The following is a 19,538-nucleotide window of genomic DNA, read 5'->3' on the forward strand; positions in this document are numbered from 1 at the left end:
CCATGCGTCTCGTGATCGCATACGACGTCAGCGACGATACAAATCGCCGCCGTGTGTATCGGACGCTACAACGATACGGTGCTTGGCAACAGTACAGTGTCTTCGAACTCGAGATAGACAGTGCCCAACGCGTCGAGCTGGTAGACGAACTTGAGTCATACATCAATTCTAGCGACGGAGACCGAATTCGGATCTATCGACTCTGTAGTGCCTGCCAAGACGCGACGACGGATATCGGGAGTGAGCCACCCGACGAACAGTCGAACGTAATCTGACGGTCTCTCTTCGTGAACCTTTATTAACTCACTGTACAGCCCCAGTCGACGAATGCAGGTGAGGATTTCAGACCACAAGAAACGTTTTTGATTCCTCTGGTTGTATCTCGACCCCCTGTCGCAGAGACCAGAAAACCCAGCACGGGATTGAAACAATTATCTGCTTGCAGGTACGCCCATTCGCGCCAATCGTCGCAGAGACCAGAAAACCCAGCACGGGATTGAAACCCTACTGGATCAGCTATACGATGCCCTCGCGCGAGGACGTCGCAGAGACCAGAAAACCCAGCACGGGATTGAAACTCTCAATCTCGAACGCGCCCGCCGGCGTGACGAAGTCGCAGAGACCAGAAAACCCAGCACGGGATTGAAACTGCGTGGCATACCAGCGGAGCACTTCGGGCCACGTCGCAGAGACCAGAAAACCCAGCACGGGATTGAAACAGCTCCACATCCAACCCGGAGACCTTGAGGGCGACGTCGCAGAGACCAGAAAACCCAGCACGGGATTGAAACAATTGTGAGAGAGGTCGCGGAGTATGGAGGGTGGATGTCGCAGAGACCAGAAAACCCAGCACGGGATTGAAACATGAGTTCCGGTGTCAGAACAACGAGTGTTGGGTGGGTCGCAGAGACCAGAAAACCCAGCACGGGATTGAAACTCGTTGTTACTCATTCTGACCTCCGTCCGTACGGAGTCGCAGAGACCAGAAAACCCAGCACGGGATTGAAACACAAGACCTCGTCCGTCGCGGCCACCGCGACCGTGTCGTCGCAGAGACCAGAAAACCCAGCACGGGATTGAAACAGAGCCGCGAGTTTCCACGGCGCGAGTATCCACAACCCGTCGCAGAGACCAGAAAACCCAGCACGGGATTGAAACGTCGGCGAAGTCGTCGGGGATGTTGAACGAGGTCTGGTGTCGCAGAGACCAGAAAACCCAGCACGGGATTGAAACCGGGTATGCTGTGGGGAGCACACGGTGACCCACCTGGTCGCAGAGACCAGAAAACCCAGCACGGGATTGAAACAAAGCGTCGGAACCGATACGCTCACGGCAAACGGCAGTCGCAGAGACCAGAAAACCCAGCACGGGATTGAAACTCTACGCGATCGACATCAAGCAGGTGGACGCCGACGGTCGCAGAGACCAGAAAACCCAGCACGGGATTGAAACGAGAGTGGCGCGTAACGGCGGTCTACGACCGATACGTCGCAGAGACCAGAAAACCCAGCACGGGATTGAAACTTCCTGGGTGCGCGAGATCGACCAGAGTTCGCGTTGTCGCAGAGACCAGAAAACCCAGCACGGGATTGAAACAAGAAGACGACCACCCCCGGGATCGAGCAACTGTCGCAGAGACCAGAAAACCCAGCACGGGATTGAAACACGACGTCGACGACCGACACGCCGGTTAACGTCTCGTCGCAGAGACCAGAAAACCCAGCACGGGATTGAAACGACGATGGCGCAGAGATGGCTGCACGGTCCCTCGTGGTGTCGCAGAGACCAGAAAACCCAGCACGGGATTGAAACTTAGCTACTCCGCTGGCAACCGAGGGCCGGGCAGGGAGTCGCAGAGACCAGAAAACCCAGCACGGGATTGAAACCCGACTACGTGGCCGGCATGGACTTCGCGGCCGAGAGGTCGCAGAGACCAGAAAACCCAGCACGGGATTGAAACACCAAAACGTCGGAATCGAACTCGGGGAGAGGGATGTCGCAGAGACCAGAAAACCCAGCACGGGATTGAAACCGTTTCTCACGATCGGACACAAGTAACGATCCGTCGGTCGCAGAGACCAGAAAACCCAGCACGGGATTGAAACAGGGTCGTCGTCCGCTGAATCGTCTCCTCGGCAAGCGGTCGCAGAGACCAGAAAACCCAGCACGGGATTGAAACATATCCTCCTCGGGCTGGTGCTGTGGGTCCGCGCCGTCGCAGAGACCAGAAAACCCAGCACGGGATTGAAACTCGCAGGAGTAGAGGCCGCCGTCGGCGTCGATGCAGTCGCAGAGACCAGAAAACCCAGCACGGGATTGAAACTACCATCGTTCCTGTGATACACAGATCAATAGAGTCGCAGAGACCAGAAAACCCAGCACGGGATTGAAACGGATTACGTCGAGACGAACGCTCCCGTGCCGGAGGTCGCAGAGACCAGAAAACCCAGCACGGGATTGAAACCGAGCCACGGGCCGGCGAGCGCGTCGCCCGCCGTCGGTCGCAGAGACCAGAAAACCCAGCACGGGATTGAAACAAAAACGCGCGCGCGTCGTCGAACCAGCTCGGGTCGTCGCAGAGACCAGAAAACCCAGCACGGGATTGAAACAAAACGCTCCGGGGCCGATCCGATTTTAAAGATGTCGCAGAGACCAGAAAACCCAGCACGGGATTGAAACCTTCTGAATGTGATCGTGAAGACCGTCCATCGTCCGAAGTCGCAGAGACCAGAAAACCCAGCACGGGATTGAAACAATAAACGATAGTTCGAAATCCTACCGCGATGGTCGATTGTCGCAGAGACCAGAAAACCCAGCACGGGATTGAAACAGGGGACGCGGCGGACGTACGTCGAGGGCGACGAGAGTCGCAGAGACCAGAAAACCCAGCACGGGATTGAAACATACATCGAACGGCGAAAGTCTCGGCGCGAGCGATCGTCGCAGAGACCAGAAAACCCAGCACGGGATTGAAACCCGAGATCGTCGTTGTCTACCTCGCGTGGTGCGGGGGTCGCAGAGACCAGAAAACCCAGCACGGGATTGAAACGTAGCGAGCGGTAACCTGTTAATCCCGGCGCCCGGCGGTCGCAGAGACCAGAAAACCCAGCACGGGATTGAAACATACCGCAACCGATCTTACATCGTCAGAGTGGCCGTGTCGCAGAGACCAGAAAACCCAGCACGGGATTGAAACAGGACGAGCAGCTCGCCCGTGTCGGCGACGACGTCCGTCGCAGAGACCAGAAAACCCAGCACGGGATTGAAACCTCGTTCCAGGCCTCTTCGAGGAGGTCGCTCACATTGTCGCAGAGACCAGAAAACCCAGCACGGGATTGAAACCATCGAGAAGGTCGCGATGGAGTCGGCCTTCGAGAGTCGCAGGAGACCGAAAACCCGAGAAGAGATGAAACAGGGTCCGTTGAAACAATCTTTCGAGGACCGAATCGACCACTACACGTCCTTTCAAACGGATTTTTTGTAACTTAGAATAATCATCCCTTCACAGATCGACTCAATCTATTACTCGCTTAACCGCTCTCACTTACCTATATTGTGTTCTTCTGCGATCGCGACGGCCAGCCACCGCGCCCGCCGCGCAAGATCGGGATCGACGTCCTCGTAGTCGTCGGCGAGACGCTGCAGTGCGACGATCACGAGCCAGTCCTCCAGCGGTGAGGTCTCGACGTGCATCGCCGGCGTTGGCCGCGGCTTCGGATATAAACCTGAAATCAATAAGGCAAGTGAGGTTGGTGGATTCGGTGTTCAGTTATAAGGAGGGTCAGAGAACAGTCCGACCAGGACGATCGCTGCGCCCATGCTCGTATTAGTTTTGCAGGAGCCTAGGAAGGCGTGATAAATGCGTGTTCAGGTCTGGTGAAACTGTTGATGATTCCGCTAGTAGAATCGTCGCTGTCGTAGCCATTTCGGATCGTTTCAGCACGAGCTAAATTCGTGCCTCGGACTGGATAAGACATTAAGAAAACGAATAAAAACCTAATCGCTTCGAGTCTAGCCTATCGCCACGGGTTTTCGTTCGCAGGAATCGACGATTTCATAACGGCATCACCCGCCGTACCGATTCCGTCGCCATAGTGGAAATCTCCTACAACCTGTGCCGTACATTTCGACATAATCGGCATAGGTTTATTCACGTATGCCCACCGTTCCCAGTCACGTCCTTCACAGTCTTCTTCACCATCCGGATATTCATCGTCATCCGTGCTTTTAGCCTGCGAAGTGTAGCCGGTAGCCATAACGGAAGGCGTGGCCATACCAGTATTCGAGGTGTAACTTTCCGAACAGACCGTAATACCCATACGATGGTCGTAATACCCGCTGTTATCGTAAATTTCGGTGTTAAAGGTCTGACCGTGGATTAGTTCGTGAATAAAGATATTATATCCGTAGTCGTAACCGGTCTGGCTTCCAGTGTCGATGTCGAAGCCGATATCCGCGTGGTCAGCATTGGCAAAGGCGAAAATACCTTCGTCTGTCTGGATATCATCACCGCTCGGATCTGATTCGTAATTATACAGGCTTCCCCACGACTGGCCGAGATACGTATCAGTGTTCCGGATGATGGCGATATTCATATTTTCCGGCGAACGGCGATAGCTGGAAGCCGCATTACGCACGTCATCAGGGGAAAGAACTTCGCGGTCTATCTGAAGCGAAGACCAACCGTGTTCTCGTGCTGTATACACATCGACATTACCGACATAAGCGAACCAGCTTTCGAGATACTGCGCGAAGTCGTGCGCGGCATCGATACAGCCGTCATAAAATTCACTATCCTGAGTTGTGATATTAGGTCCGTCGTAAACGTAAATAGTCAGGTCCTGATAGTCGGCTGAATCGTTCGTAAGATGCGAAGCCGACGCGAGTCCGGAAGTAGCACCGACTGCACCGGCGCTAGCACCTGCGACGGCGGCTGATCTCATAAACGTACGTCGATCGATCGATCGGCAATTACCTTCAGACATTGCAGAACCACCCACAGCAGTGAGCTTAATAAAACCTTACTATAATCCGTCGGCACCTCGTTTAGACTCCCCGGTAATCGCGACGGCTCCCGCGAACCCTTAAGACTCCCCAGTCCCGTACCGAGCTAACGTGCATCGCCGGCGTTGGCCGCGACCTCGCGTATAACCCTGTAGCAGAGAGGGGAGTGGGACGGAGATGGTAGTGCTCTGGACACCCCTGACTGGCAGAAGGTTGTTGTCCCAGCTGATGTGCCACCCCCTGCGAGTCGACGGTTCGACCAGAAGGCGATACGCCGACTGGCGAACGAGTTCGCCGCCGACGAGGCTACGCCGCGCCGCGAAGGCGACCATCGACCGCTTCGAGGCGGTCCTCCTCGAGGGCCAGGTCGATTGCCGAGCGCGCCTCGTCGGTCGAGAGATTCGAATGCTGGGCGACGACCATAATCGTCTCGAGGCGGACGGCGTCCGGTTGCTTCGGGCTCGTCTGGGCGTCGACCATCGCGACGACGCGGTCGACCGGGTCCGTAGGCATATCCGAGTGTTCGCGAGGAGAAGGCAGCAGTCGGTCGGCCGTGGTCAGCCGTCGTGCTCCGCTTGCAGGCAGCGGTTGCATCTCTCGACGGGCGAATCGTCTGTACCGGATTGGCTATCGGTCGGTCGTCGACTAATCTTGGCCTCCTTGAGGACCTCGCCACATGCGAGTGTCACTTCATCGGTACCGAGCTCGACGACCCGGTGCCACTGGCCATCGTGACCGGTGGCCCACAACCCGAACGGCACTGACTCATCGACCAGATCGTACGGATCGGAAACCACTTCGCGATCGACCGTGGTTCCGGTCTGCATTCGAACTCGTTCGACGACGTGCCGGCCCTCATCATCGAGAACGAGGAGATCCTTCTCGAGGACCCGTCCGTCGATTCCCTCGACGTCGACGGGACCACGCATATGGTAGACGTGTTCCGAGGTCGTGCCGTCGGCCCAGTGGGTTTGCTCGATCGCCCAGTTCTCACCCCAGCGCTCGCGGGCGAGTTCCTCGAGCCGTTCGAGCCGGTCGTCGGAGTCACTCATCGGCTCCCCCCGCAGCCTCGCGGAGTCGCTGCATGGCGACGTCGACGTCCATTCCGCCGTTCGCGAGCGCGTGTTCGAGGTCCTCGATCGCGCGGGCGAGCTCCTGCCGATCGGGCGCCTCGGCGAGCCGGTCGTGGCAGTCGTCGAGGCGCTCTTTGTACGCCTGCCGGTCCTCGCGCGCCTCGGTCAGCGACGCCTCCAGGTCGGCGATTCGCTCCTGGAGGTCGGCGGGATCGGCAGGTGGTTCGACGTCGTCGCGCGGGTCGTCGACGAGTTCGTAAAGGCCTGGAGCAACGCGTTCGGCGTGACCGTGTTCGAGCATTCGGATAAGTCGCTCGCTGGCGTACTCCCGACTCTTGTCGAGTTCGTCAGCCACGTACGGCGGCGTGACGCGCCCCTCGCGTAGTAGCCCGAGGATCGATCGATCCGTGTCGTTCAGGTCGTCGTTACTGAGCACTGGTGAGTCTTTCATGCTCATGGCCTACTATTCTACGGGTAACGACAAGTAAGCTACGACCTGCAGGTAATAGCTTACTATCCGTAATCTATATGCCGCTGGGGAATAGAGTAGTAACTGAGCACGGGACGGCCGCGGAAAATGGCCGACGCGTTGGAGCGCGTTCGACCGTGCCGGTGAACGGCAGATGGCAACTACGCAGACTACCCACGAAACGGTTTCGACTCAGGGACAGCCCGACGACTACGACCACGACGACGAGGACGTCGTCTTCGAGCGGCGGTCGTGGAACTACGCCTACGTCGGCCGCGACGCCGAGGGGCGGTTCCACCACGTCGACCGCAAGCGCGGGCGCATCGTCGTCACCGCGGGCGACCGCGAGCGCGACGACAGCGAGGCGATTCCTCGCTTCCGTGTGCGCGGACCGACCCTCCACACTGAGGCGATCGAAGACGATGAGACCCTCCGGCGCTGGATCGAGTTCGTTGACGAGGAGGTGTGCGGCTGGGCCGAGCGGCCGGTTTCGGCGGCCGACACGCTTCAGGACGCGCTCACGGAGGGGATGTAGATGGCGGCCACCATCCAGACCGACGTCGACCTCGACGAGCGCGATCGGCGCGCGCTCGAACAGTATCTGACGGTGCTCGAGGACTACGGGCCCGCGAAGGGCGCCGAGGACCTCTACGTGGTCGTCTCGCAGTCGGGGAAGGAGTACCTCGTCGACGCGCGGACGGGCGCGTGTGAATGCCCCGACGCGGAGTATCGCCGACCCACGGGCGGATGCAAGCACGTCCGGCGTGTCCAGTTCGCGACCGGACGGCGTCCGATTCCTGCCGGCGTCGACGTCGACCCGCAGCTGAGTGCGCACGTCTCCGAGGGCGAGCCGCGGTTCGTCGCGACCGACGGCGGCCGGGTGACGAAGGTGCCGCTCGACTCGTTTGACGAGCTCGCATACGGCGACCGAATCGTCTACGTCGGGCCCGACGACCTCCCCGGCGGCTGGGCGGCGCCGCGCGATCGCGACCAGCCCTACCGCTTCCTGCACGTCTGCGTCGGCGGGACGCTCACCTGCGAGACGCGGTTCAAGAGCCGGCGATATCTCGCGCCCGAGCACCCGGCGAACGACCCGCGGCACTGGCGGCGGGCGACCGAGGACGAGATCAAGCGGGGGCTCTAACGATGCGCGTCACTGACCTGATTGAGACGCCCGACGGTCGCGACGAGATCGGCACGCCCGACGAGCACCTCGAGCGGTGTCCGAACTGCGGCGCGCTCTACCGCGTTGACGGATGGCACCGGTGCCCCGACGGGACGGAGGTGAGCCCGGCGTGAGCGACGACACGCCGAAGCGCCTGTGGGAGAACCTGAAGCACCGGCCCGCGGGCCTCCCCGAGAACGTCCCGGAGCCGCGGTGTGGGGACATGATCCAGTTCCGCGACCGCGACGATCTCGACTTCGAGCCCGGCATCTACCGCGTCGGGACGACGTCGCGCCGGCCGGACGGCGAGGGTGCGAACTACGGCCTCGTCCAGGTCGACGGGACGGACGTCGCGAACCTCTCGGGCGAGACGCTCGCCTCGCTGTGGGAGACCGAGAAGAGCGCGCTCTGGCCGGTGGTCTACCCGCGAGTGGACCTGATGAAGCGCCGGCGCGACATCGAGAACGGCGGCGTCACGTGGCACGGCGAGCCGTTGCACGCCGGCAAGGAACGCGCCCGGCGGAAGAAGAACGCCGAGCGCTACATGCGGATCGTCACCGGCGAGGAGGTGGACGACTGATGGCCGCCCGTGACACGATCACGATCCGGTGGACACCGCCGGACGCCCGCCCCCGCCGGCTGGTGTTCGAGCCGCGTGACGCTGGCGGCTGGCTTCGCCGCGAGGAAGTCTGGCGCGACGTCGATGGCGAGGGCCCGCGGTGGACGGTCACGGGCGAGGAGATCGTTTCGAACGTCGGCCTCGAGGCACCCGCGGCGATCATCCCGCGGCCGGCCAGCAAGACCTGGCGCGGGCCGTAGAAGACGCTGTTTTTCACCGCAGTTCGATACTACGCGTGGTTAGTATTGGGGCTTCTGAGCGCTCGACGTCTGGATCTTAGTCGCTTCTAGCGTAGACGCGTACGTTTCCGGTGTCCTCGATTCGGATCTCATAGCCAGCATACCGGAACGTAACCTGTATTCCGGCGGGCTCCAATGGTGTCGTGAACAGTGTGTTGAGGGCATCGGGGTCGATCGCCTCGTTGAGCGGGGGCAATTCGAGCGGGTCGGAGTCAGCCGCGTCTGCAACTGCAGAGGCGATTGCGTAGACCGGCGTCTGTCCCGGCTCTTGAGACCATCTCGTGCTGCTGACTAGCATTGAATCGGGTGCAGAGGCGATCTCATTTCCCTGTGATTCTCCCCCGGTCATACTCATGTAGCCAGCACCCTCTCTTATAAAAAGGTTGGCGAATTCAGATAGAATATTTGATCTTAATGTATTGAGTATCCACTCTGCCGACCGGAGATCTCGTCAATCTGGAGCGCGTACCACGTTCGGTCGAACTCGTCGAGTTCTACTAATTGGGACTCGCCTGTCTCATCTTCCTCGACGAAGAAAATGGGAGCTAGCTGCACAGAGACTTCGGAGTCCGGAATAGGTGCGATCGGCCCTGTGACGATAACGCTTCTCCAGGAGTCGACGTCGTCGTACTCGTAGATCGTCAGCGTCGCTTCCTCGGTCGCGACGGCGAATTGGTGTTTCTTACTCTCGGGGGTATTTACGAACCCAAAAATGAGACGGTCATTGGCTTCATCATACGCATATGATATCGGGAGACCATAGCTCCGGTCCCTACTCGCAATGCTCAAGACGCCGTGGTCGTGTGACGTGAGCAACGAGCGGCTCTCCCTCTCGCTTAACTCCGCCCCTACTTCCGAAGCGCCCCCCATAGGAAAGACAAACACACCTCAACGTCTTATGGCTTCTGCGGGAGCTAACAAGTCAGTTCTATCTCCCGAGTGAACTCCACAGCCCCCCATCTGAGACGGGAGACTGCATACCGCGCATGTGTATTATTCACGGCAGATCACTCCTCTCTGGCAACGCTCCTTGTGATCGGCGAGGAGCACCCCCGCTACGCAAGAAAACGCCTCGAAATATACCATACTGATCACATAACAAAGGTGGTGTCAGTAGCACCTCGCTCGTGTGTGACTACCCTATGGACGACCTGACCGGCTTTCAACGTGACCTCCTGTACGTCATCGCAGGGATGGACCACCCATCCGGACAGGCGGTGAAAGACGAACTCGACACGTACTACAAGACTACAATCGACCACGGGCACCTGTACTCAAATCTCGATATCCTTGTCGAGAAGGGTTTGGTCGAAAAAGGCCGGCAAGACCGTCGGACGAACTATTACGAGCTCACCGACGCGGGCGAGGCGGAAATCCGCGACCGTCGAGCGTGGCGGACGCAATATATCGAGTTAGAGGTGTAAGAGACGCAACTCTACACTTTGGAGGGTGTCTTCAGAAGGGCTCAAATGTTCAGTGCAGGTGATTTGTAGATTGTGAAAACTGGGCGTCTGCAACCGTTGCAGTGGCCAATTCACTTAAGGGAACCGATGGTGATTATTTAGAATGATGAAAATTAGACTTGTAAATGGGAAACGTGTCATCGACAAATGGGACGATGTTTTCGCGGCTGTCATGGCCGAACCGCGCCGCCAGATCATCGTCTCACTGTTGGACACGCCACCGGACCACTCGACTCCACTGCCGGAGAGCGCGATGAATCCTAACGTTCCCGTCGACCCCGAAACACTCAGACGAGAACTTCTCCACCAGCATCTCCCGATGCTAGCGGACAGGGATTTCATCGACTGGGAGGCAGACCCGTTCGTCGTTTCCCGCGGTCCTCGGTTCGAAGAGGTCGGTATCGTATTCGAAGCGCTACACGCACAAGCGGACGAGATCCCCGACTCTCTGGTCGTCGGTTGTCAGCGGCTCGAAGAAGAACGACAGTTTAGCTCCGGAGAGCTCCGCTAGTCCATCGGTCGTGTGCGCTACTCTCTCCCCCAATTCATTTAAGAATGTTAATGGAACTAACTGAGACTCGGTATCCGGGTATCTGAGGAGGGTAAGAGATTCTATTTCAGCCTAGGTCTTTATTATAAAAGTAGACGTCACCCACAGGTATGCCCTCCCGCCGCAATCTGCTGGTGTTAGCTTCAACTCTCTCCGTCCCCTTGTCGGGGTGTCAGACTCACTTCCGTGGTCAGCAGGCTGTCACACTTCATTCAATTGGAATTCGCAATGACGATCAAGAGTACCACACAATTTCAGTCCAAGTCGAAGAAAACGAAGAGACAGTGTTCCAGGAGGATTACGAGATTCAACCAGATATGGCGAAGGAGATCAAAGATCCCGGCGGTGAACCAGGCGCATATACAGTTTCGGCTTCATTTGACGGGGGCAATTATAGCCGAGATACCACCGCTACGATTGATGAAGGTGACTCGTGCGTCCGCGTCATATGGCAAATTACGCCAGATGAGACATTAGCGTCTGAAGTACAGTCGTACACCCAGTGCAGTGAGGTAAGCGAATAAGTTTACTCATCCAGTATTACATCTCTCGTGGCCTATAACGGTCTAGACTCGGTCACACTTGGGCCGGAGATCGTCTCGTACGTCGGCCTCGAGGTACCCACGGCGATCATCCCGCGGCCGGCGTCGAAGACCTGGCGCGGGCCCTGACCGCCGCAGCGGGACTCTTCTCTGATTGCCGGTCGTATCAAAAGAGGCAGCAGTGGCCGTGGTGATACCCTCAACCGGAGATAGTTGCAGAGGGAGAATATAGATCAATTAAAAGTATAGAACGATAGCAGCACCCGTAAGGAAGACAACCAGCATCAGCAGCACAATCCAGTCAGGTAGATCCTGTAGTGACTCATCGTTGGCCATGTCGATCAAATCCCAAACACATCGCCGAAACCGCCGCTGCCACCGAAGTCGTGCGGTTCACCAAAGTTCTCACGTCGTTTGATGATAAACGTAAACTGTGTCTGGTCCATCCCTATTCCCATCCCGCGACCCTGTGTAAACTTGTTTTCTAACTCTCGCCACCCATTGATATCGTCAATGCCGCACGCAAGGGCGATCACATAGGGATAGTTGTCGGCATAGTCTTCCAACTGCCCTCGGAGTTTCTTCTTTTGTGAGTTAGAAAAATGGCGCTTCATCTCGATGCCGACGATATCGTCAACAACGACATCTCCACGGGAAGCTCCGCGTTCCCGGTAGACCACATAGTTGCCGCCACCTCCAACCTCACCCAGAAGGTCGTCCATTCCACCGGCGGTCTGCTCGTTCAGCTGTTTGTCAAGATAATTAGCTAGTTCTTTCTGAAACTCTCTTTCATGCCCGTAATCCTGCGACGGTCGCCATGCTTCAACTAGTTCAACCACTTTTTGATACGTTTGGTCGCCCTGTCCAAACATGGTGATGTATCCAAATTAAAATATGATAAAGGTAGCGACTAACTAGATGAATACTACGGCGAGGTCGACGATTCTTCGAGCTTGTATGGGTCAAGCAGGCGACTTATGAGCCCTCGTGGCACGCGGAGAGACGAAATCCCCGTCAGGATTGACTATAGAGCTTGGGTTCCCGACTACTTTCAGTTTCCGTGACTCTCAGGTCGGGTTGTATTTCTGCCACAGGTACCTCCTACTGCCCGACAGAGCGGGATTTCCGAGAGAATCACTTTCGCTCTGGGGGAGAAAAACCGCTTTTATGTCACGTGTGGACGCCTCTGGTATGGCGACGAAACAACGTGCCCGGGTGGTGCTCGACCGAACCAAAGCACACGTCCGCTATCGGTACGTCTGCCCCCACGGCCACATCGACTGGGACCAGACGAACAACCACATCTGGTGTCGCGGCTGCCGGCGCCAGGCGGAGAACGGCGACGACGTCGACCCCGAACACCGAGAGCTCGTCGATAAGAAGACCAGCGAGGTGATCCCGTGGGAGCGCATCGAGATCGTCGTGCCCGAACCGGAGGAGCGGGAAGCGGACGCATGATCGCCGCACGCCATCACGACGATGTAAAGGAGCGTAGGATGGCCGCGACTACCGAGGAGCGAAACCAGCGAGGAGAACAGACTCAATCAGCTGCTGCTGTTGCGGTGTCTCCGCCGTCCGTTTCGGTGTCGTTTCCCTCGGATTCCTCATTCGCTTCAACGTCTTCAAGTAACCGCTCGATGACGTCATCGAAACTGTCCCCAGGGCGCTTCCGGTTGTTAAGGCGCTTCCATGTCTCCTCGGTTACACGAATGTGGGTGTCGGCTTTTCGGCCCATACCTGCCTGTTATAGCCTGCACCTATATAAAATATGGGCTAAAACGGCCATTGTTAACCATGGTAACGTCCGGGTTAATTGTCCATCCGGTAATTTTATGCCCCATGGAAAAGAAGGTTGGTGGTGATGTCGTCGGACACGAGAATCCGAGTCTCTGAAGAAAACTGGAAGCGGATCAACCGCGCACGCGAGCCGGGTGAGACGTTCGACGACACGCTTCAGAGGCTCTTAGACGGCGACAGTGACGAACCGGTTGAAGAGTAGGCGCCGCCTGCGCGCTCGGCCTCGGGTACCAATCGACTCCGGGCGCGCAGGTGGATGCTCACCACACGTCAATACCCATGACGTACGACGCCACGCGGGACGACACGTCCCGCAATGATAGGAGTATCGCATCAGACCAAGAGAGCGACGCCAAAACTGTTAGGGCCGATAATGTCGAGACCGGTGACACCACCCACACCCGGCGGACCCGCATCGTCACGGAGTTCGACGCCGCCGAGGCGGACGCCCGCGACGCGCAGTACACCCGCCCCGTCGCGACGCTGACGCCGGCCGGCCAGCTGCACATCGTCGGCGCCGGCGACGACGAGTGGCTCACCACCACCTACGCGATCGCCGCGGGTGATGCGCGATGACGGGGTTCGTCGACGCCGACGACGTCGAGCCGATGCTCGAACCGGAGTACGTCGGCGCGCACTCCGCGCTCGCGAGTGCCGAGTGCCAGCACTGGGACGACGCCGACCCCGACGTCGAACGCACGGTCCCGACGAAGTGCGGCCAACCAGCGACGCACACGATCGTCCTGCTCGGGAAGTACGGCCTGCGGGAGGTCGCGATGTGCGACATCCACGGCGAACCGGAGGACGTCACCGCCGGCGAACGCGAGTGGACCGGCGCCCTGCGCGAGCACATCGTTGAAGCGACCGACGAGGAGGTCGCCGACCACATCGGGGGTGACGCCTGATGGTCGACGCGGAGGTCCGCCCCGGCGACGTCGTCCACGACCTCGTCGAGCGGGGAAAGATGCAGGTCGTCGCCATCGCGGCCGACTCGGTCGCCGCCTACCGCGAGCGCGAGGACTTCGACCTCGCGGCGTACAAGAGCCACCCGCTGCTCGGCGTCGGTGACGACGAGCCGGTCTACACCTGCGTCTACCTGCCGGACGCACCGACGGCCACCTTCAGCGGGACCTACGACTTTCCGCGCTCGCGGCTGGCGCGCGTCCCCGTCGAGGAGGCGAACGCCGACCTCGACCGCATCCAGAACGCGCTGGCGATCGACCTGCTCGAGAAGCTGTTCACCCGCGCGGCGGAGGATGACGAGAACGCGGTCGCGGTCCTCGAACGCTACGCGACCGACGCCGGGATCGACGCGGACGCCGTTGCGGCCGCGCGCGAGCTCGCCGCGGCCGACCAGATCGGAGGTGACGGGGCGTGACCCTCCGCGAGCGTTTCGGCCTCGGCTCGGAGGCCGGGCCGCAGGCCGAGGACGTCGACGTCGACGACCTGCTGGCGGCCGTCCGCAACCGGCGGCGACGCCACCTCGTCCAGCATCTCGCGCGCGACCACGGGCCCGAGGACGTCGTGACGATCTCGCAGCTCGCGGAGTACGTCGCCGCCGTCGAGTTCGGCCCCGATTTCGACGGGGCCGAGCGCAAGGCCGTCTACGTCGCGCTCTACCAGACCCACCTCGACGCGCTCGAAGACGTCGGCGCCGTCGAGTGTGTCGACGACCGCGAGCGCGCGTACCGTCCGGGGCCGAACGCCGCGGCCCTCGCCGAAGTGATCGACGTCGCCGAGCGCGTTGCCGGTGAGACCGTGAGGGGTGACGAGGCGTGATCGCCGGCACCCTCGCGTTCCTCGTCGAGCCGGCCGCCGAGCCGCTCGCGAACTACCACGACACCCACCGCGCACTCCACGTCGAGTCGGCAGTCAGCTACCTCGACGACCTGACCGTCCAGCGTGGGACCGTCGCCGGGCGCGTCCCGAAAGAAGAGGAGATCGTCTCGATGGACGGCCACGAGATCGAGGTCGAACGCGAGACGCGCACGCGCACGGTCGCTTCGGACTGGATCGGCGACGTCACTGGCGGCGGCTGGCTCGTCGCCGAGCGCACGCACTCCCCACGGCAGGAGGACGAACACCTCGACGTCGACTGGCCGTTTACGGCGTTCGTCAAGCGCACGGGCGTCGAGATCGAGCCGGTCGCCCTCTCACCCGCGCAGTTCGTCCGCAACCAGCGCGACGCCGACCGCGATTACACGATCGAGATGGCCTCGCGCGAGTACAACGTCGACGACGTCTCGATCCAGTGGGGGCAAGGTGCGCTCAAAAAAGACGCCATCAAGTCCGACGTCGGCGTCGCGCTGACGACCCTCTGGCGCGGCGAGTTCGTCCGGCTGGTCCTCTACGGCTCTGGATACTTCGCCGTCTGGGAGCCCGCCGAGTGGCCGATCGAGGAGTTCGCCCGGTTCGTCGACGAGGAGATCGTCCCGATTGCCTTCGTCCCCGAAGAGGACGAGACCGAGGCCGAACAGGAGACGCTCGACGGCGACCGCGAGCGGGTGAGCGCCTGATGTCGTTCACCGAGACCAACATCCGGTGGACGGACACGACGTGGAATCCCGTCCACGGGTGCTCGAAGACGAGCGAGGGGTGTCGGAACTGCTACGCCGAGGCGGTGAGCCGGCGCTACGGCCACACCGAGGCCGACTGGACGCACGTCAATGCAGAGGCGAACGTCCAGCTGAAAACGCACTACCTCGGCGACCGCCTCCGCGACCCGCGCTGGGTGTTCGTCAACAGCATGTCTGACCTGCTGCACGCCGAGGTGCCCGACGCGTTCGTCGGGGCAGTCCTGGAGGCGTGCGCGGACATGCCCGCCTCCGCGTTTCAGGTTCTCACGAAGCACGGGCCGGACGCCGATCGGGACGTCCCGGTCGGCCTGCCGGAGAACGTCATGCTGGGCGTGAGCGTCGAGTCGGCGCGCCGCGAGTACCGCCTCGACTGGCTTCGCGAGCAGGACGCGACGACCCGGTTCGTCAGCTTCGAGCCGCTCGTCGAGCCCGTCACGGACCCTGACCTCGCGGGGATCGACTGGGCGATCATCGGTGGCGAATCCGGCGCCGCCGACCACCGACGGGAGATGGATCCCGCGTGGGCGCGCGCCCTCGTCACCGCGTGCCGGGAGCAGGACGTCGCGGTGTTCTTCAAGCAGCACAGCGGGCCGCACCCGGAGCGCGACGTCCGCCTCGATCTCGGTGACGGCCCCGAACGAATCGAGGAGTTCCCCGCGCTGCCCGACGGCGTCGTCCCAGCACCGCAGGAGTTCCTTACCGACGAGGTGGTCGCATGACGCTCCGCTACGAGGTCGTCGGCGCGGTCGATCGGTCGGTCGGGGACTCGCTCGACCTCGGCGGCGAGACCATCCTCGTCGACGACGGCGACGACGACCTGCTGCTCGCCCAGCCCACCGGCGGTGATGCCGATGAGTGACGGTAACGCTTACTACGCCTTCGCGAACGGCGTCCAGACGGAAACGGTCTGCTACACCAATATCCGGAACACGCGCGCCTGCGTCGTTGTTCCGGAGGATATCCCGGTCGACCACCTCCACGAGGTGATGCACCTCTCCCGGTGCAACGGATTCGTCTGTACGCATGTCAACCCGCTCGACGGCGAAGCCTTTGACTTCGAACTCGAGTTCACGCCGATCGACGCCGTCGACATCAATCGGGGTGACGGCAGCGATGAGTGACTGCGACGTCTGTGGCGGTCGCTCGTACCTCTGCCGGGAGTGTCGCCACGAGGCGCTCGAACGGCGCCACGGGACGCCTGCGGACAACCTCGACGATGACGTCGAGTGCTGGGTCCAGGACCTCACCGAGATGTGGCACGCCTCGATGTACTTCGAGGGCGAGCGCCACGTCGCGGCCTGCGGCACGATCCTCGAGACGCCGGTCGCCGGCGTTCGCGACGACCCGCGGTTCGTCGACGGCGCCGACGCCTGCGAGGCCTGTGTCGCCTCCCTCGACCGCGAGAGCGACGAGCAGCGGCTCCCCGACGGCGGGGAGTTCGAGCGCGCGAGTGAACTGCGGGCGGATGGTGGTCGGCGACTCGACCCGGCGATCGACGTCGGTGCCGTTCGCGAGCGCGTCGACTGCTGGGTCCGGTTCCCCAGCCAGCGCGCGCAGGCGATCCACGTCCCCACGGACGCCGACCGCGAGGCGCCGGCGACGCCCTGCCGGCACAAGCCCCGTATCGGAGCGCCGAAGGCGTACGACCTCGGTCACTTCACCGACGCCGACCTCGAGGCTCGGCTCTGCGAGGAGTGCGCCTTCGAGGCGCTCGGCATCCGGCGCGAGGTGGACACGAGCAAGTTCGGCCGGTCGCCTGCGGACGTCCTCGCCGCGGCCGGCCTCGACGAGCCCGACGATCGCGATCACGAACTCGTCACCGACGGCGGTCGTAATACAGCGACGAGCGAGAGTTATCGTTCGTTGTCACCCGGCAATCAGGCCCAGGGCTCCGACGATCGCCATTCCAACTCCCATAATTCGGGTGAGTGCCACTTTCCAATCTGCTGGTTCGACTTCGGACCAGGACCGCTTGCTCCCGATCGAGTCAAGTTGCTCCTCGAACCGCGCGAGCTTATACGGCCAGATCGCACCAGGGGCCCCGAAAACAAGAAGGAAGATTGCCAATGGCGTTTCCATATTTCGCCCTGCCAGTGTCAAGTAATAACTCTTCTGGGACGACTCTTCAGGCCAGCAGTCGCTTCAGATCCCGACTCAGTTCCTTCTATCCAGTGCGCAAAGCAACGAACGCTCCGTGACATTTGCACGGGAGCTGAGCAGCGGGGTGGTCGGGATGCCGAGTAACGGCGCGAACGTCGGTCCGATCATCTTCGCGAACGAGATCGCGCGCTCGCAGCTCGTCAACGAGGGCGAGGTCGTCTCGTTCCGGCAGGGCCGGCGAACCACGGGCGAGACGTGGTGGCGAAAGAGCCGGACCAGCCCGAAGGAAGGTGACGTCCTCGTCGAGGAGATCGGGCCCGTCGATCCCGGCCTGCCGTGCAGCCGGTTCGAAGCCCACGCCGACCTGAGCGGGTTCGCCTCTGCTGACGAATGGCGGGAGGCGATCTACGACCTCTACGGCCGCTACCCGGACGGCTACCTCTACCGGGTTACGGAGCGTGGTCGCGATGCGTGACGACGAGGGCGTCGTCTACGTGGCCTGCCACAGCGCGAGTCGGCGCGTCTACCACACCGACCCCGACTGCCGGTACGTCGCGCAGGCCGACCACCGCGTCCAGACGTGGCAGCGCGAGACTGCCGAGGCGTGGGACCTCCGAGAGTGCCAGCGGTGTGCTGGCGCCCTCGGCCCCGCCGCCGACACCGACGTCGGAGGTGAGTCCGCATGAGCCACGTCGACGACGCGCTCCATCGGCTCGCCGACGTCGTCGAGGCCCTCGAAGAGACGGCGGTCGACGTCGACCGCGCGCACGTCCTCGACTGGGACGACCAGACGGTCACAGGCCAACTGGTCGTGATCGCACCGGCCGACGGCGACCTCGCGATCGGGGCGGTCGCGCCGGCGACCGGTGCCGACGAGTCGGTAGCTGACGACCAGAACGCGGACACTGATCAGGAGGCCGACGAGTACGCCTGTGACGTCCCCGGCTGTGACTACACGGGATCGGAACGCGGTCTCGCGATCCACAAGGGCCGTGCGCACAAGGGCGGCGGCGACGCGGACGACGAGCCCGAGGACGAGGACGACGACACCGGTGAGGACCCGTTCGTCGAGGCACGGAAACGCCAGCAGGACAGCGAGGAGAGCGACCCCTCCACCGAGGACGACACTACGTCAGAGGCCACGTCAGAGGCACCCGATGTCGACCTCGCGGAGGCGGACGCGGACGACGGCGCCGAAGGATCCGGCGCCGCCGGCGACGACGACCAGGACGAGAGCGCGGCGGCGGACGGCGCCCAAGAGACCGGTGCTGAATCCGAGAACGAGACCGAAACCGAGGCCGAAGACGGCGCCGACGCTGGGTCGTCGCGACGCTACCAGTGCGCCTGCGGCGTCGCCTGCGAAACCAGCTTCGAGTACTACGTCCACCGCACCGAGGACCACGGCGTCCCGCAGGCACACCTCGGCTACCTCGAACCCGGCGAGTTCGAGGAGATCGTTCGCGAGGGGGAGACGCTCCAGGACATCGTCGACGCGACCGGCTGGAGCCCCGAGCGGACGCTCCGGGCGCTCGGCGTCTACGGCCTCTCCGACGTCGTCGGACCCGACGGGATCGAACTCTCGAATCTGACCGACTACGAGTTCGAGGGCGTTGCCGCCGTCGACGAGGCCGGCGACGAGGAGACGGAGGCCGTCGACGAAGTGGCCGAGGAGCCTGAGCGATCGGTCGCGAACGATGGCGGCGCCGTCGCCTTTCGCGACTACTCCGGGTCGGCAGGTAACGCGAACCGATGCTCGAATTGCGGCGCCCACCTCGACAAGAAGTTCACCCGGGTCTTTGAGCCCGACGAGGAGGGCGCCCCGCGGGCCTGCCCGAACTGCGACAACCTCGTCCGCGAGGCGGACGCCCAGACGATCCGTGAGAAGCGCAGCAAGCGCGGGGGTGGTGTCTGATGTGCGAGCGCGCGCAGCTGACCCCTAAG

32 protein-coding genes and 1 CRISPR repeat array are annotated in these 19,538 nt (G+C 61.4%); of the genes, 23 read left to right on the plus strand and 9 right to left on the minus strand.

Annotated elements, in window-relative coordinates; translation table 11 throughout:
• Window positions 1–2: 2 nt before the first annotated feature.
• Complete coding sequence (gene cas2 / locus NKG98_RS02930) at window positions 3–275, plus strand: CRISPR-associated endonuclease Cas2 (RefSeq protein WP_254768249.1); 273 nt, start codon at window positions 3–5, stop codon at window positions 273–275.
• 117 nt (window positions 276–392) lie between these two features.
• Window positions 393–3,342: direct repeats of the CRISPR family, unit length 37 nt; unit sequence GTCGCAGAGACCAGAAAACCCAGCACGGGATTGAAAC.
• 198 nt (window positions 3,343–3,540) lie between these two features.
• Here cas2 and NKG98_RS02935 read toward each other — a convergent pair.
• The 5 genes from NKG98_RS02935 to NKG98_RS02955 all read right to left on the minus strand — a co-directional run bounded on the left by NKG98_RS02935 (window position 3,541) and on the right by NKG98_RS02955 (window position 6,534).
• Complete coding sequence (locus tag NKG98_RS02935; RefSeq protein WP_254768250.1) at window positions 3,541–3,693, minus strand: hypothetical protein; 153 nt, start codon at window positions 3,691–3,693, stop codon at window positions 3,541–3,543.
• 323 nt (window positions 3,694–4,016) lie between these two features.
• The gene (locus NKG98_RS02940) at window positions 4,017–4,943 is read right to left on the minus strand and encodes a hypothetical protein (protein ID WP_254768251.1); all 927 of its coding nucleotides are present in this window, start codon (window positions 4,941–4,943) and stop codon (window positions 4,017–4,019) included.
• 367 nt (window positions 4,944–5,310) lie between these two features.
• Window positions 5,311–5,517 carry a hypothetical protein gene (locus tag NKG98_RS02945; protein WP_254768252.1) on the minus strand — a complete coding sequence of 69 codons (207 nt, stop codon included), beginning with the start codon at window positions 5,515–5,517 and terminating at the stop codon, window positions 5,311–5,313.
• Between the two features lie 44 nt (window positions 5,518–5,561).
• A complete protein-coding gene (locus tag NKG98_RS02950) occupies window positions 5,562–6,056 on the minus strand; it encodes a hypothetical protein (protein WP_254768253.1) in 495 nt (164 codons plus the stop codon).
• Window positions 6,049–6,534 carry a hypothetical protein gene (locus tag NKG98_RS02955; protein WP_254768254.1) on the minus strand — a complete coding sequence of 162 codons (486 nt, stop codon included), beginning with the start codon at window positions 6,532–6,534 and terminating at the stop codon, window positions 6,049–6,051. The genes NKG98_RS02950 and NKG98_RS02955 overlap by 8 nt, the downstream gene beginning before the upstream one ends.
• Window positions 6,535–6,700: 166 nt before the next feature.
• Here NKG98_RS02955 and NKG98_RS02960 point away from each other — a divergent pair, with 166 nt between their 5' ends.
• Genes NKG98_RS02960 through NKG98_RS02980 form a run of 5 tightly spaced genes read left to right on the plus strand, consistent with a single transcriptional unit; the run spans window position 6,701 to window position 8,530 of the window.
• Complete coding sequence (locus tag NKG98_RS02960) at window positions 6,701–7,081, plus strand: hypothetical protein (RefSeq protein WP_254768255.1); 381 nt, start codon at window positions 6,701–6,703, stop codon at window positions 7,079–7,081.
• Window positions 7,082–7,690 (plus strand): hypothetical protein, encoded by a 609-nt coding sequence (locus NKG98_RS02965; RefSeq protein ID WP_254768256.1) that lies wholly within the window; start codon window positions 7,082–7,084, stop codon window positions 7,688–7,690.
• Window positions 7,691–7,692: 2 nt separating this feature from the next.
• The gene (locus NKG98_RS02970; RefSeq protein ID WP_254768257.1) at window positions 7,693–7,845 is read left to right on the plus strand and encodes a hypothetical protein; all 153 of its coding nucleotides are present in this window, start codon (window positions 7,693–7,695) and stop codon (window positions 7,843–7,845) included.
• On the plus strand, window positions 7,842–8,291 hold the full coding sequence (locus tag NKG98_RS02975; RefSeq protein ID WP_254768258.1) for a hypothetical protein: 450 nt from the start codon (window positions 7,842–7,844) through the stop codon (window positions 8,289–8,291). Before NKG98_RS02970 ends, NKG98_RS02975 begins: the two co-directional genes overlap by 4 nt.
• Window positions 8,291–8,530, plus strand: a complete 240-nt coding sequence (locus NKG98_RS02980) for a hypothetical protein (RefSeq protein ID WP_254768259.1) — start codon at window positions 8,291–8,293, stop codon at window positions 8,528–8,530. The genes NKG98_RS02975 and NKG98_RS02980 overlap by 1 nt, the downstream gene beginning before the upstream one ends.
• Before the next feature lie 76 nt (window positions 8,531–8,606).
• Here the strand turns inward: NKG98_RS02980 and ddfA are convergent, their stop codons facing one another.
• On the minus strand, window positions 8,607–8,918 hold the full coding sequence (ddfA, locus tag NKG98_RS02985; RefSeq protein WP_254768260.1) for a DdfA family disk-determining factor: 312 nt from the start codon (window positions 8,916–8,918) through the stop codon (window positions 8,607–8,609).
• 62 nt (window positions 8,919–8,980) lie between these two features.
• Window positions 8,981–9,439 carry a pyridoxamine 5'-phosphate oxidase family protein gene (locus NKG98_RS02990; protein ID WP_254768261.1) on the minus strand — a complete coding sequence of 153 codons (459 nt, stop codon included), beginning with the start codon at window positions 9,437–9,439 and terminating at the stop codon, window positions 8,981–8,983.
• A gap of 272 nt (window positions 9,440–9,711) precedes the next feature.
• On the opposite strand from NKG98_RS02990, the gene NKG98_RS02995 reads away from it, so the two are divergent.
• From NKG98_RS02995 to NKG98_RS03005, 3 genes are all read left to right on the plus strand, one after another.
• Window positions 9,712–9,993, plus strand: coding sequence for a PadR family transcriptional regulator (locus NKG98_RS02995; protein WP_254768262.1), 282 nt, complete (start codon window positions 9,712–9,714; stop codon window positions 9,991–9,993).
• Window positions 9,994–10,135: 142 nt separating this feature from the next.
• On the plus strand, window positions 10,136–10,543 hold the full coding sequence (locus tag NKG98_RS03000) for a hypothetical protein (RefSeq protein WP_254768263.1): 408 nt from the start codon (window positions 10,136–10,138) through the stop codon (window positions 10,541–10,543).
• A 149-nt stretch (window positions 10,544–10,692) separates the two neighbouring features.
• Window positions 10,693–11,106 carry an Ig-like domain-containing protein gene (locus tag NKG98_RS03005; protein ID WP_254768264.1) on the plus strand — a complete coding sequence of 138 codons (414 nt, stop codon included), beginning with the start codon at window positions 10,693–10,695 and terminating at the stop codon, window positions 11,104–11,106.
• Window positions 11,107–11,465: 359 nt separating this feature from the next.
• Here NKG98_RS03005 and NKG98_RS03010 read toward each other — a convergent pair whose 3' ends face one another.
• A complete protein-coding gene (locus NKG98_RS03010) occupies window positions 11,466–11,996 on the minus strand; it encodes a hypothetical protein (protein ID WP_254768265.1) in 531 nt (176 codons plus the stop codon).
• A 319-nt stretch (window positions 11,997–12,315) separates the two neighbouring features.
• Between NKG98_RS03010 and NKG98_RS03015 the strand changes: the two genes are divergently transcribed.
• Window positions 12,316–12,582, plus strand: coding sequence for a hypothetical protein (locus NKG98_RS03015; RefSeq protein WP_254768266.1), 267 nt, complete (start codon window positions 12,316–12,318; stop codon window positions 12,580–12,582).
• Between the two features lie 82 nt (window positions 12,583–12,664).
• Here the strand turns inward: NKG98_RS03015 and NKG98_RS03020 are convergent, their stop codons facing one another.
• Window positions 12,665–12,859, minus strand: a complete 195-nt coding sequence (locus NKG98_RS03020; RefSeq protein ID WP_254768267.1) for an antitoxin VapB family protein — start codon at window positions 12,857–12,859, stop codon at window positions 12,665–12,667.
• A gap of 126 nt (window positions 12,860–12,985) precedes the next feature.
• Here NKG98_RS03020 and NKG98_RS03025 point away from each other — a divergent pair, with 126 nt between their 5' ends.
• The 13 genes from NKG98_RS03025 to NKG98_RS03085 all read left to right on the plus strand — a co-directional run bounded on the left by NKG98_RS03025 (window position 12,986) and on the right by NKG98_RS03085 (window position 19,509).
• On the plus strand, window positions 12,986–13,123 hold the full coding sequence (locus tag NKG98_RS03025) for a hypothetical protein (protein ID WP_254768268.1): 138 nt from the start codon (window positions 12,986–12,988) through the stop codon (window positions 13,121–13,123).
• Between the two features lie 77 nt (window positions 13,124–13,200).
• Window positions 13,201–13,497, plus strand: a complete 297-nt coding sequence (locus NKG98_RS03030; protein ID WP_254768269.1) for a hypothetical protein — start codon at window positions 13,201–13,203, stop codon at window positions 13,495–13,497.
• Entirely contained in the window at window positions 13,494–13,826 is a 333-nt protein-coding gene (locus NKG98_RS03035) for a hypothetical protein (protein ID WP_254768270.1), read from the plus strand. Before NKG98_RS03030 ends, NKG98_RS03035 begins: the two co-directional genes overlap by 4 nt.
• On the plus strand, window positions 13,826–14,299 hold the full coding sequence (locus NKG98_RS03040) for a hypothetical protein (protein ID WP_254768271.1): 474 nt from the start codon (window positions 13,826–13,828) through the stop codon (window positions 14,297–14,299). The genes NKG98_RS03035 and NKG98_RS03040 overlap by 1 nt, the downstream gene beginning before the upstream one ends.
• Window positions 14,296–14,700: a DUF7344 domain-containing protein gene (locus tag NKG98_RS03045; protein WP_254768272.1), complete on the plus strand. Its 405-nt coding sequence runs from the start codon at window positions 14,296–14,298 to the stop codon at window positions 14,698–14,700. The genes NKG98_RS03040 and NKG98_RS03045 overlap by 4 nt, the downstream gene beginning before the upstream one ends.
• Window positions 14,697–15,437: a hypothetical protein gene (locus NKG98_RS03050; protein WP_254768273.1), complete on the plus strand. Its 741-nt coding sequence runs from the start codon at window positions 14,697–14,699 to the stop codon at window positions 15,435–15,437. Before NKG98_RS03045 ends, NKG98_RS03050 begins: the two co-directional genes overlap by 4 nt.
• Entirely contained in the window at window positions 15,437–16,216 is a 780-nt protein-coding gene (locus NKG98_RS03055) for a DUF5131 family protein (protein ID WP_254768274.1), read from the plus strand. The genes NKG98_RS03050 and NKG98_RS03055 overlap by 1 nt, the downstream gene beginning before the upstream one ends.
• Entirely contained in the window at window positions 16,213–16,356 is a 144-nt protein-coding gene (locus NKG98_RS03060; RefSeq protein ID WP_254768275.1) for a hypothetical protein, read from the plus strand. Before NKG98_RS03055 ends, NKG98_RS03060 begins: the two co-directional genes overlap by 4 nt.
• Entirely contained in the window at window positions 16,349–16,618 is a 270-nt protein-coding gene (locus NKG98_RS03065) for a hypothetical protein (RefSeq protein WP_254768276.1), read from the plus strand. Before NKG98_RS03060 ends, NKG98_RS03065 begins: the two co-directional genes overlap by 8 nt.
• Entirely contained in the window at window positions 16,611–17,741 is a 1,131-nt protein-coding gene (locus NKG98_RS03070; RefSeq protein ID WP_254768277.1) for a hypothetical protein, read from the plus strand. Before NKG98_RS03065 ends, NKG98_RS03070 begins: the two co-directional genes overlap by 8 nt.
• Complete coding sequence (locus NKG98_RS03075) at window positions 17,731–18,072, plus strand: hypothetical protein (protein WP_254768278.1); 342 nt, start codon at window positions 17,731–17,733, stop codon at window positions 18,070–18,072. The genes NKG98_RS03070 and NKG98_RS03075 overlap by 11 nt, the downstream gene beginning before the upstream one ends.
• The gene (locus NKG98_RS03080; protein ID WP_254768279.1) at window positions 18,065–18,283 is read left to right on the plus strand and encodes a hypothetical protein; all 219 of its coding nucleotides are present in this window, start codon (window positions 18,065–18,067) and stop codon (window positions 18,281–18,283) included. Before NKG98_RS03075 ends, NKG98_RS03080 begins: the two co-directional genes overlap by 8 nt.
• Complete coding sequence (locus tag NKG98_RS03085) at window positions 18,280–19,509, plus strand: DUF7563 family protein (RefSeq protein WP_254768280.1); 1,230 nt, start codon at window positions 18,280–18,282, stop codon at window positions 19,507–19,509. Before NKG98_RS03080 ends, NKG98_RS03085 begins: the two co-directional genes overlap by 4 nt.
• Window positions 19,510–19,538: the final 29 nt, after the last annotated feature.

The organism is Salinilacihabitans rarus (assembly GCF_024296665.1).
Classification (GTDB): Archaea; Halobacteriota; Halobacteria; order Halobacteriales; family Natrialbaceae; genus Salinilacihabitans; species Salinilacihabitans rarus.

Excerpts from the sequence above, each read along its gene's own strand:
- cas2 (WP_254768249.1), top strand. The coding sequence starts at position 3 with ATGCGTCTCGTGATCGCATACGACGTCAGCGACGATACAAATCGCCGC.
- NKG98_RS02935 (WP_254768250.1), bottom strand. The coding sequence starts at position 3,693 with ATGCACGTCGAGACCTCACCGCTGGAGGACTGGCTCGTGATCGTCGCA.
- NKG98_RS02940 (WP_254768251.1), bottom strand. The coding sequence starts at position 4,943 with ATGAGATCAGCCGCCGTCGCAGGTGCTAGCGCCGGTGCAGTCGGTGCT.
- NKG98_RS02945 (WP_254768252.1), bottom strand. The coding sequence starts at position 5,517 with ATGCCTACGGACCCGGTCGACCGCGTCGTCGCGATGGTCGACGCCCAG.
- NKG98_RS02950 (WP_254768253.1), bottom strand. The coding sequence starts at position 6,056 with ATGAGTGACTCCGACGACCGGCTCGAACGGCTCGAGGAACTCGCCCGC.
- NKG98_RS02955 (WP_254768254.1), bottom strand. The coding sequence starts at position 6,534 with ATGAGCATGAAAGACTCACCAGTGCTCAGTAACGACGACCTGAACGAC.
- NKG98_RS02960 (WP_254768255.1), top strand. The coding sequence starts at position 6,701 with ATGGCAACTACGCAGACTACCCACGAAACGGTTTCGACTCAGGGACAG.
- NKG98_RS02965 (WP_254768256.1), top strand. The coding sequence starts at position 7,082 with ATGGCGGCCACCATCCAGACCGACGTCGACCTCGACGAGCGCGATCGG.
- NKG98_RS02970 (WP_254768257.1), top strand. The coding sequence starts at position 7,693 with ATGCGCGTCACTGACCTGATTGAGACGCCCGACGGTCGCGACGAGATC.
- NKG98_RS02980 (WP_254768259.1), top strand. The coding sequence starts at position 8,291 with ATGGCCGCCCGTGACACGATCACGATCCGGTGGACACCGCCGGACGCC.
- ddfA (WP_254768260.1), bottom strand. The coding sequence starts at position 8,918 with ATGACCGGGGGAGAATCACAGGGAAATGAGATCGCCTCTGCACCCGAT.
- NKG98_RS02990 (WP_254768261.1), bottom strand. The coding sequence starts at position 9,439 with ATGGGGGGCGCTTCGGAAGTAGGGGCGGAGTTAAGCGAGAGGGAGAGC.
- NKG98_RS02995 (WP_254768262.1), top strand. The coding sequence starts at position 9,712 with ATGGACGACCTGACCGGCTTTCAACGTGACCTCCTGTACGTCATCGCA.
- NKG98_RS03000 (WP_254768263.1), top strand. The coding sequence starts at position 10,136 with ATGATGAAAATTAGACTTGTAAATGGGAAACGTGTCATCGACAAATGG.
- NKG98_RS03005 (WP_254768264.1), top strand. The coding sequence starts at position 10,693 with ATGCCCTCCCGCCGCAATCTGCTGGTGTTAGCTTCAACTCTCTCCGTC.
- NKG98_RS03010 (WP_254768265.1), bottom strand. The coding sequence starts at position 11,996 with ATGTTTGGACAGGGCGACCAAACGTATCAAAAAGTGGTTGAACTAGTT.
- NKG98_RS03015 (WP_254768266.1), top strand. The coding sequence starts at position 12,316 with ATGGCGACGAAACAACGTGCCCGGGTGGTGCTCGACCGAACCAAAGCA.
- NKG98_RS03020 (WP_254768267.1), bottom strand. The coding sequence starts at position 12,859 with ATGGGCCGAAAAGCCGACACCCACATTCGTGTAACCGAGGAGACATGG.
- NKG98_RS03025 (WP_254768268.1), top strand. The coding sequence starts at position 12,986 with ATGTCGTCGGACACGAGAATCCGAGTCTCTGAAGAAAACTGGAAGCGG.
- NKG98_RS03030 (WP_254768269.1), top strand. The coding sequence starts at position 13,201 with ATGACGTACGACGCCACGCGGGACGACACGTCCCGCAATGATAGGAGT.
- NKG98_RS03035 (WP_254768270.1), top strand. The coding sequence starts at position 13,494 with ATGACGGGGTTCGTCGACGCCGACGACGTCGAGCCGATGCTCGAACCG.
- NKG98_RS03040 (WP_254768271.1), top strand. The coding sequence starts at position 13,826 with ATGGTCGACGCGGAGGTCCGCCCCGGCGACGTCGTCCACGACCTCGTC.
- NKG98_RS03055 (WP_254768274.1), top strand. The coding sequence starts at position 15,437 with ATGTCGTTCACCGAGACCAACATCCGGTGGACGGACACGACGTGGAAT.
- NKG98_RS03060 (WP_254768275.1), top strand. The coding sequence starts at position 16,213 with ATGACGCTCCGCTACGAGGTCGTCGGCGCGGTCGATCGGTCGGTCGGG.
- NKG98_RS03065 (WP_254768276.1), top strand. The coding sequence starts at position 16,349 with ATGAGTGACGGTAACGCTTACTACGCCTTCGCGAACGGCGTCCAGACG.
- NKG98_RS03070 (WP_254768277.1), top strand. The coding sequence starts at position 16,611 with ATGAGTGACTGCGACGTCTGTGGCGGTCGCTCGTACCTCTGCCGGGAG.
- NKG98_RS03075 (WP_254768278.1), top strand. The coding sequence starts at position 17,731 with ATGCCGAGTAACGGCGCGAACGTCGGTCCGATCATCTTCGCGAACGAG.
- NKG98_RS03080 (WP_254768279.1), top strand. The coding sequence starts at position 18,065 with ATGCGTGACGACGAGGGCGTCGTCTACGTGGCCTGCCACAGCGCGAGT.
- NKG98_RS03085 (WP_254768280.1), top strand. The coding sequence starts at position 18,280 with ATGAGCCACGTCGACGACGCGCTCCATCGGCTCGCCGACGTCGTCGAG.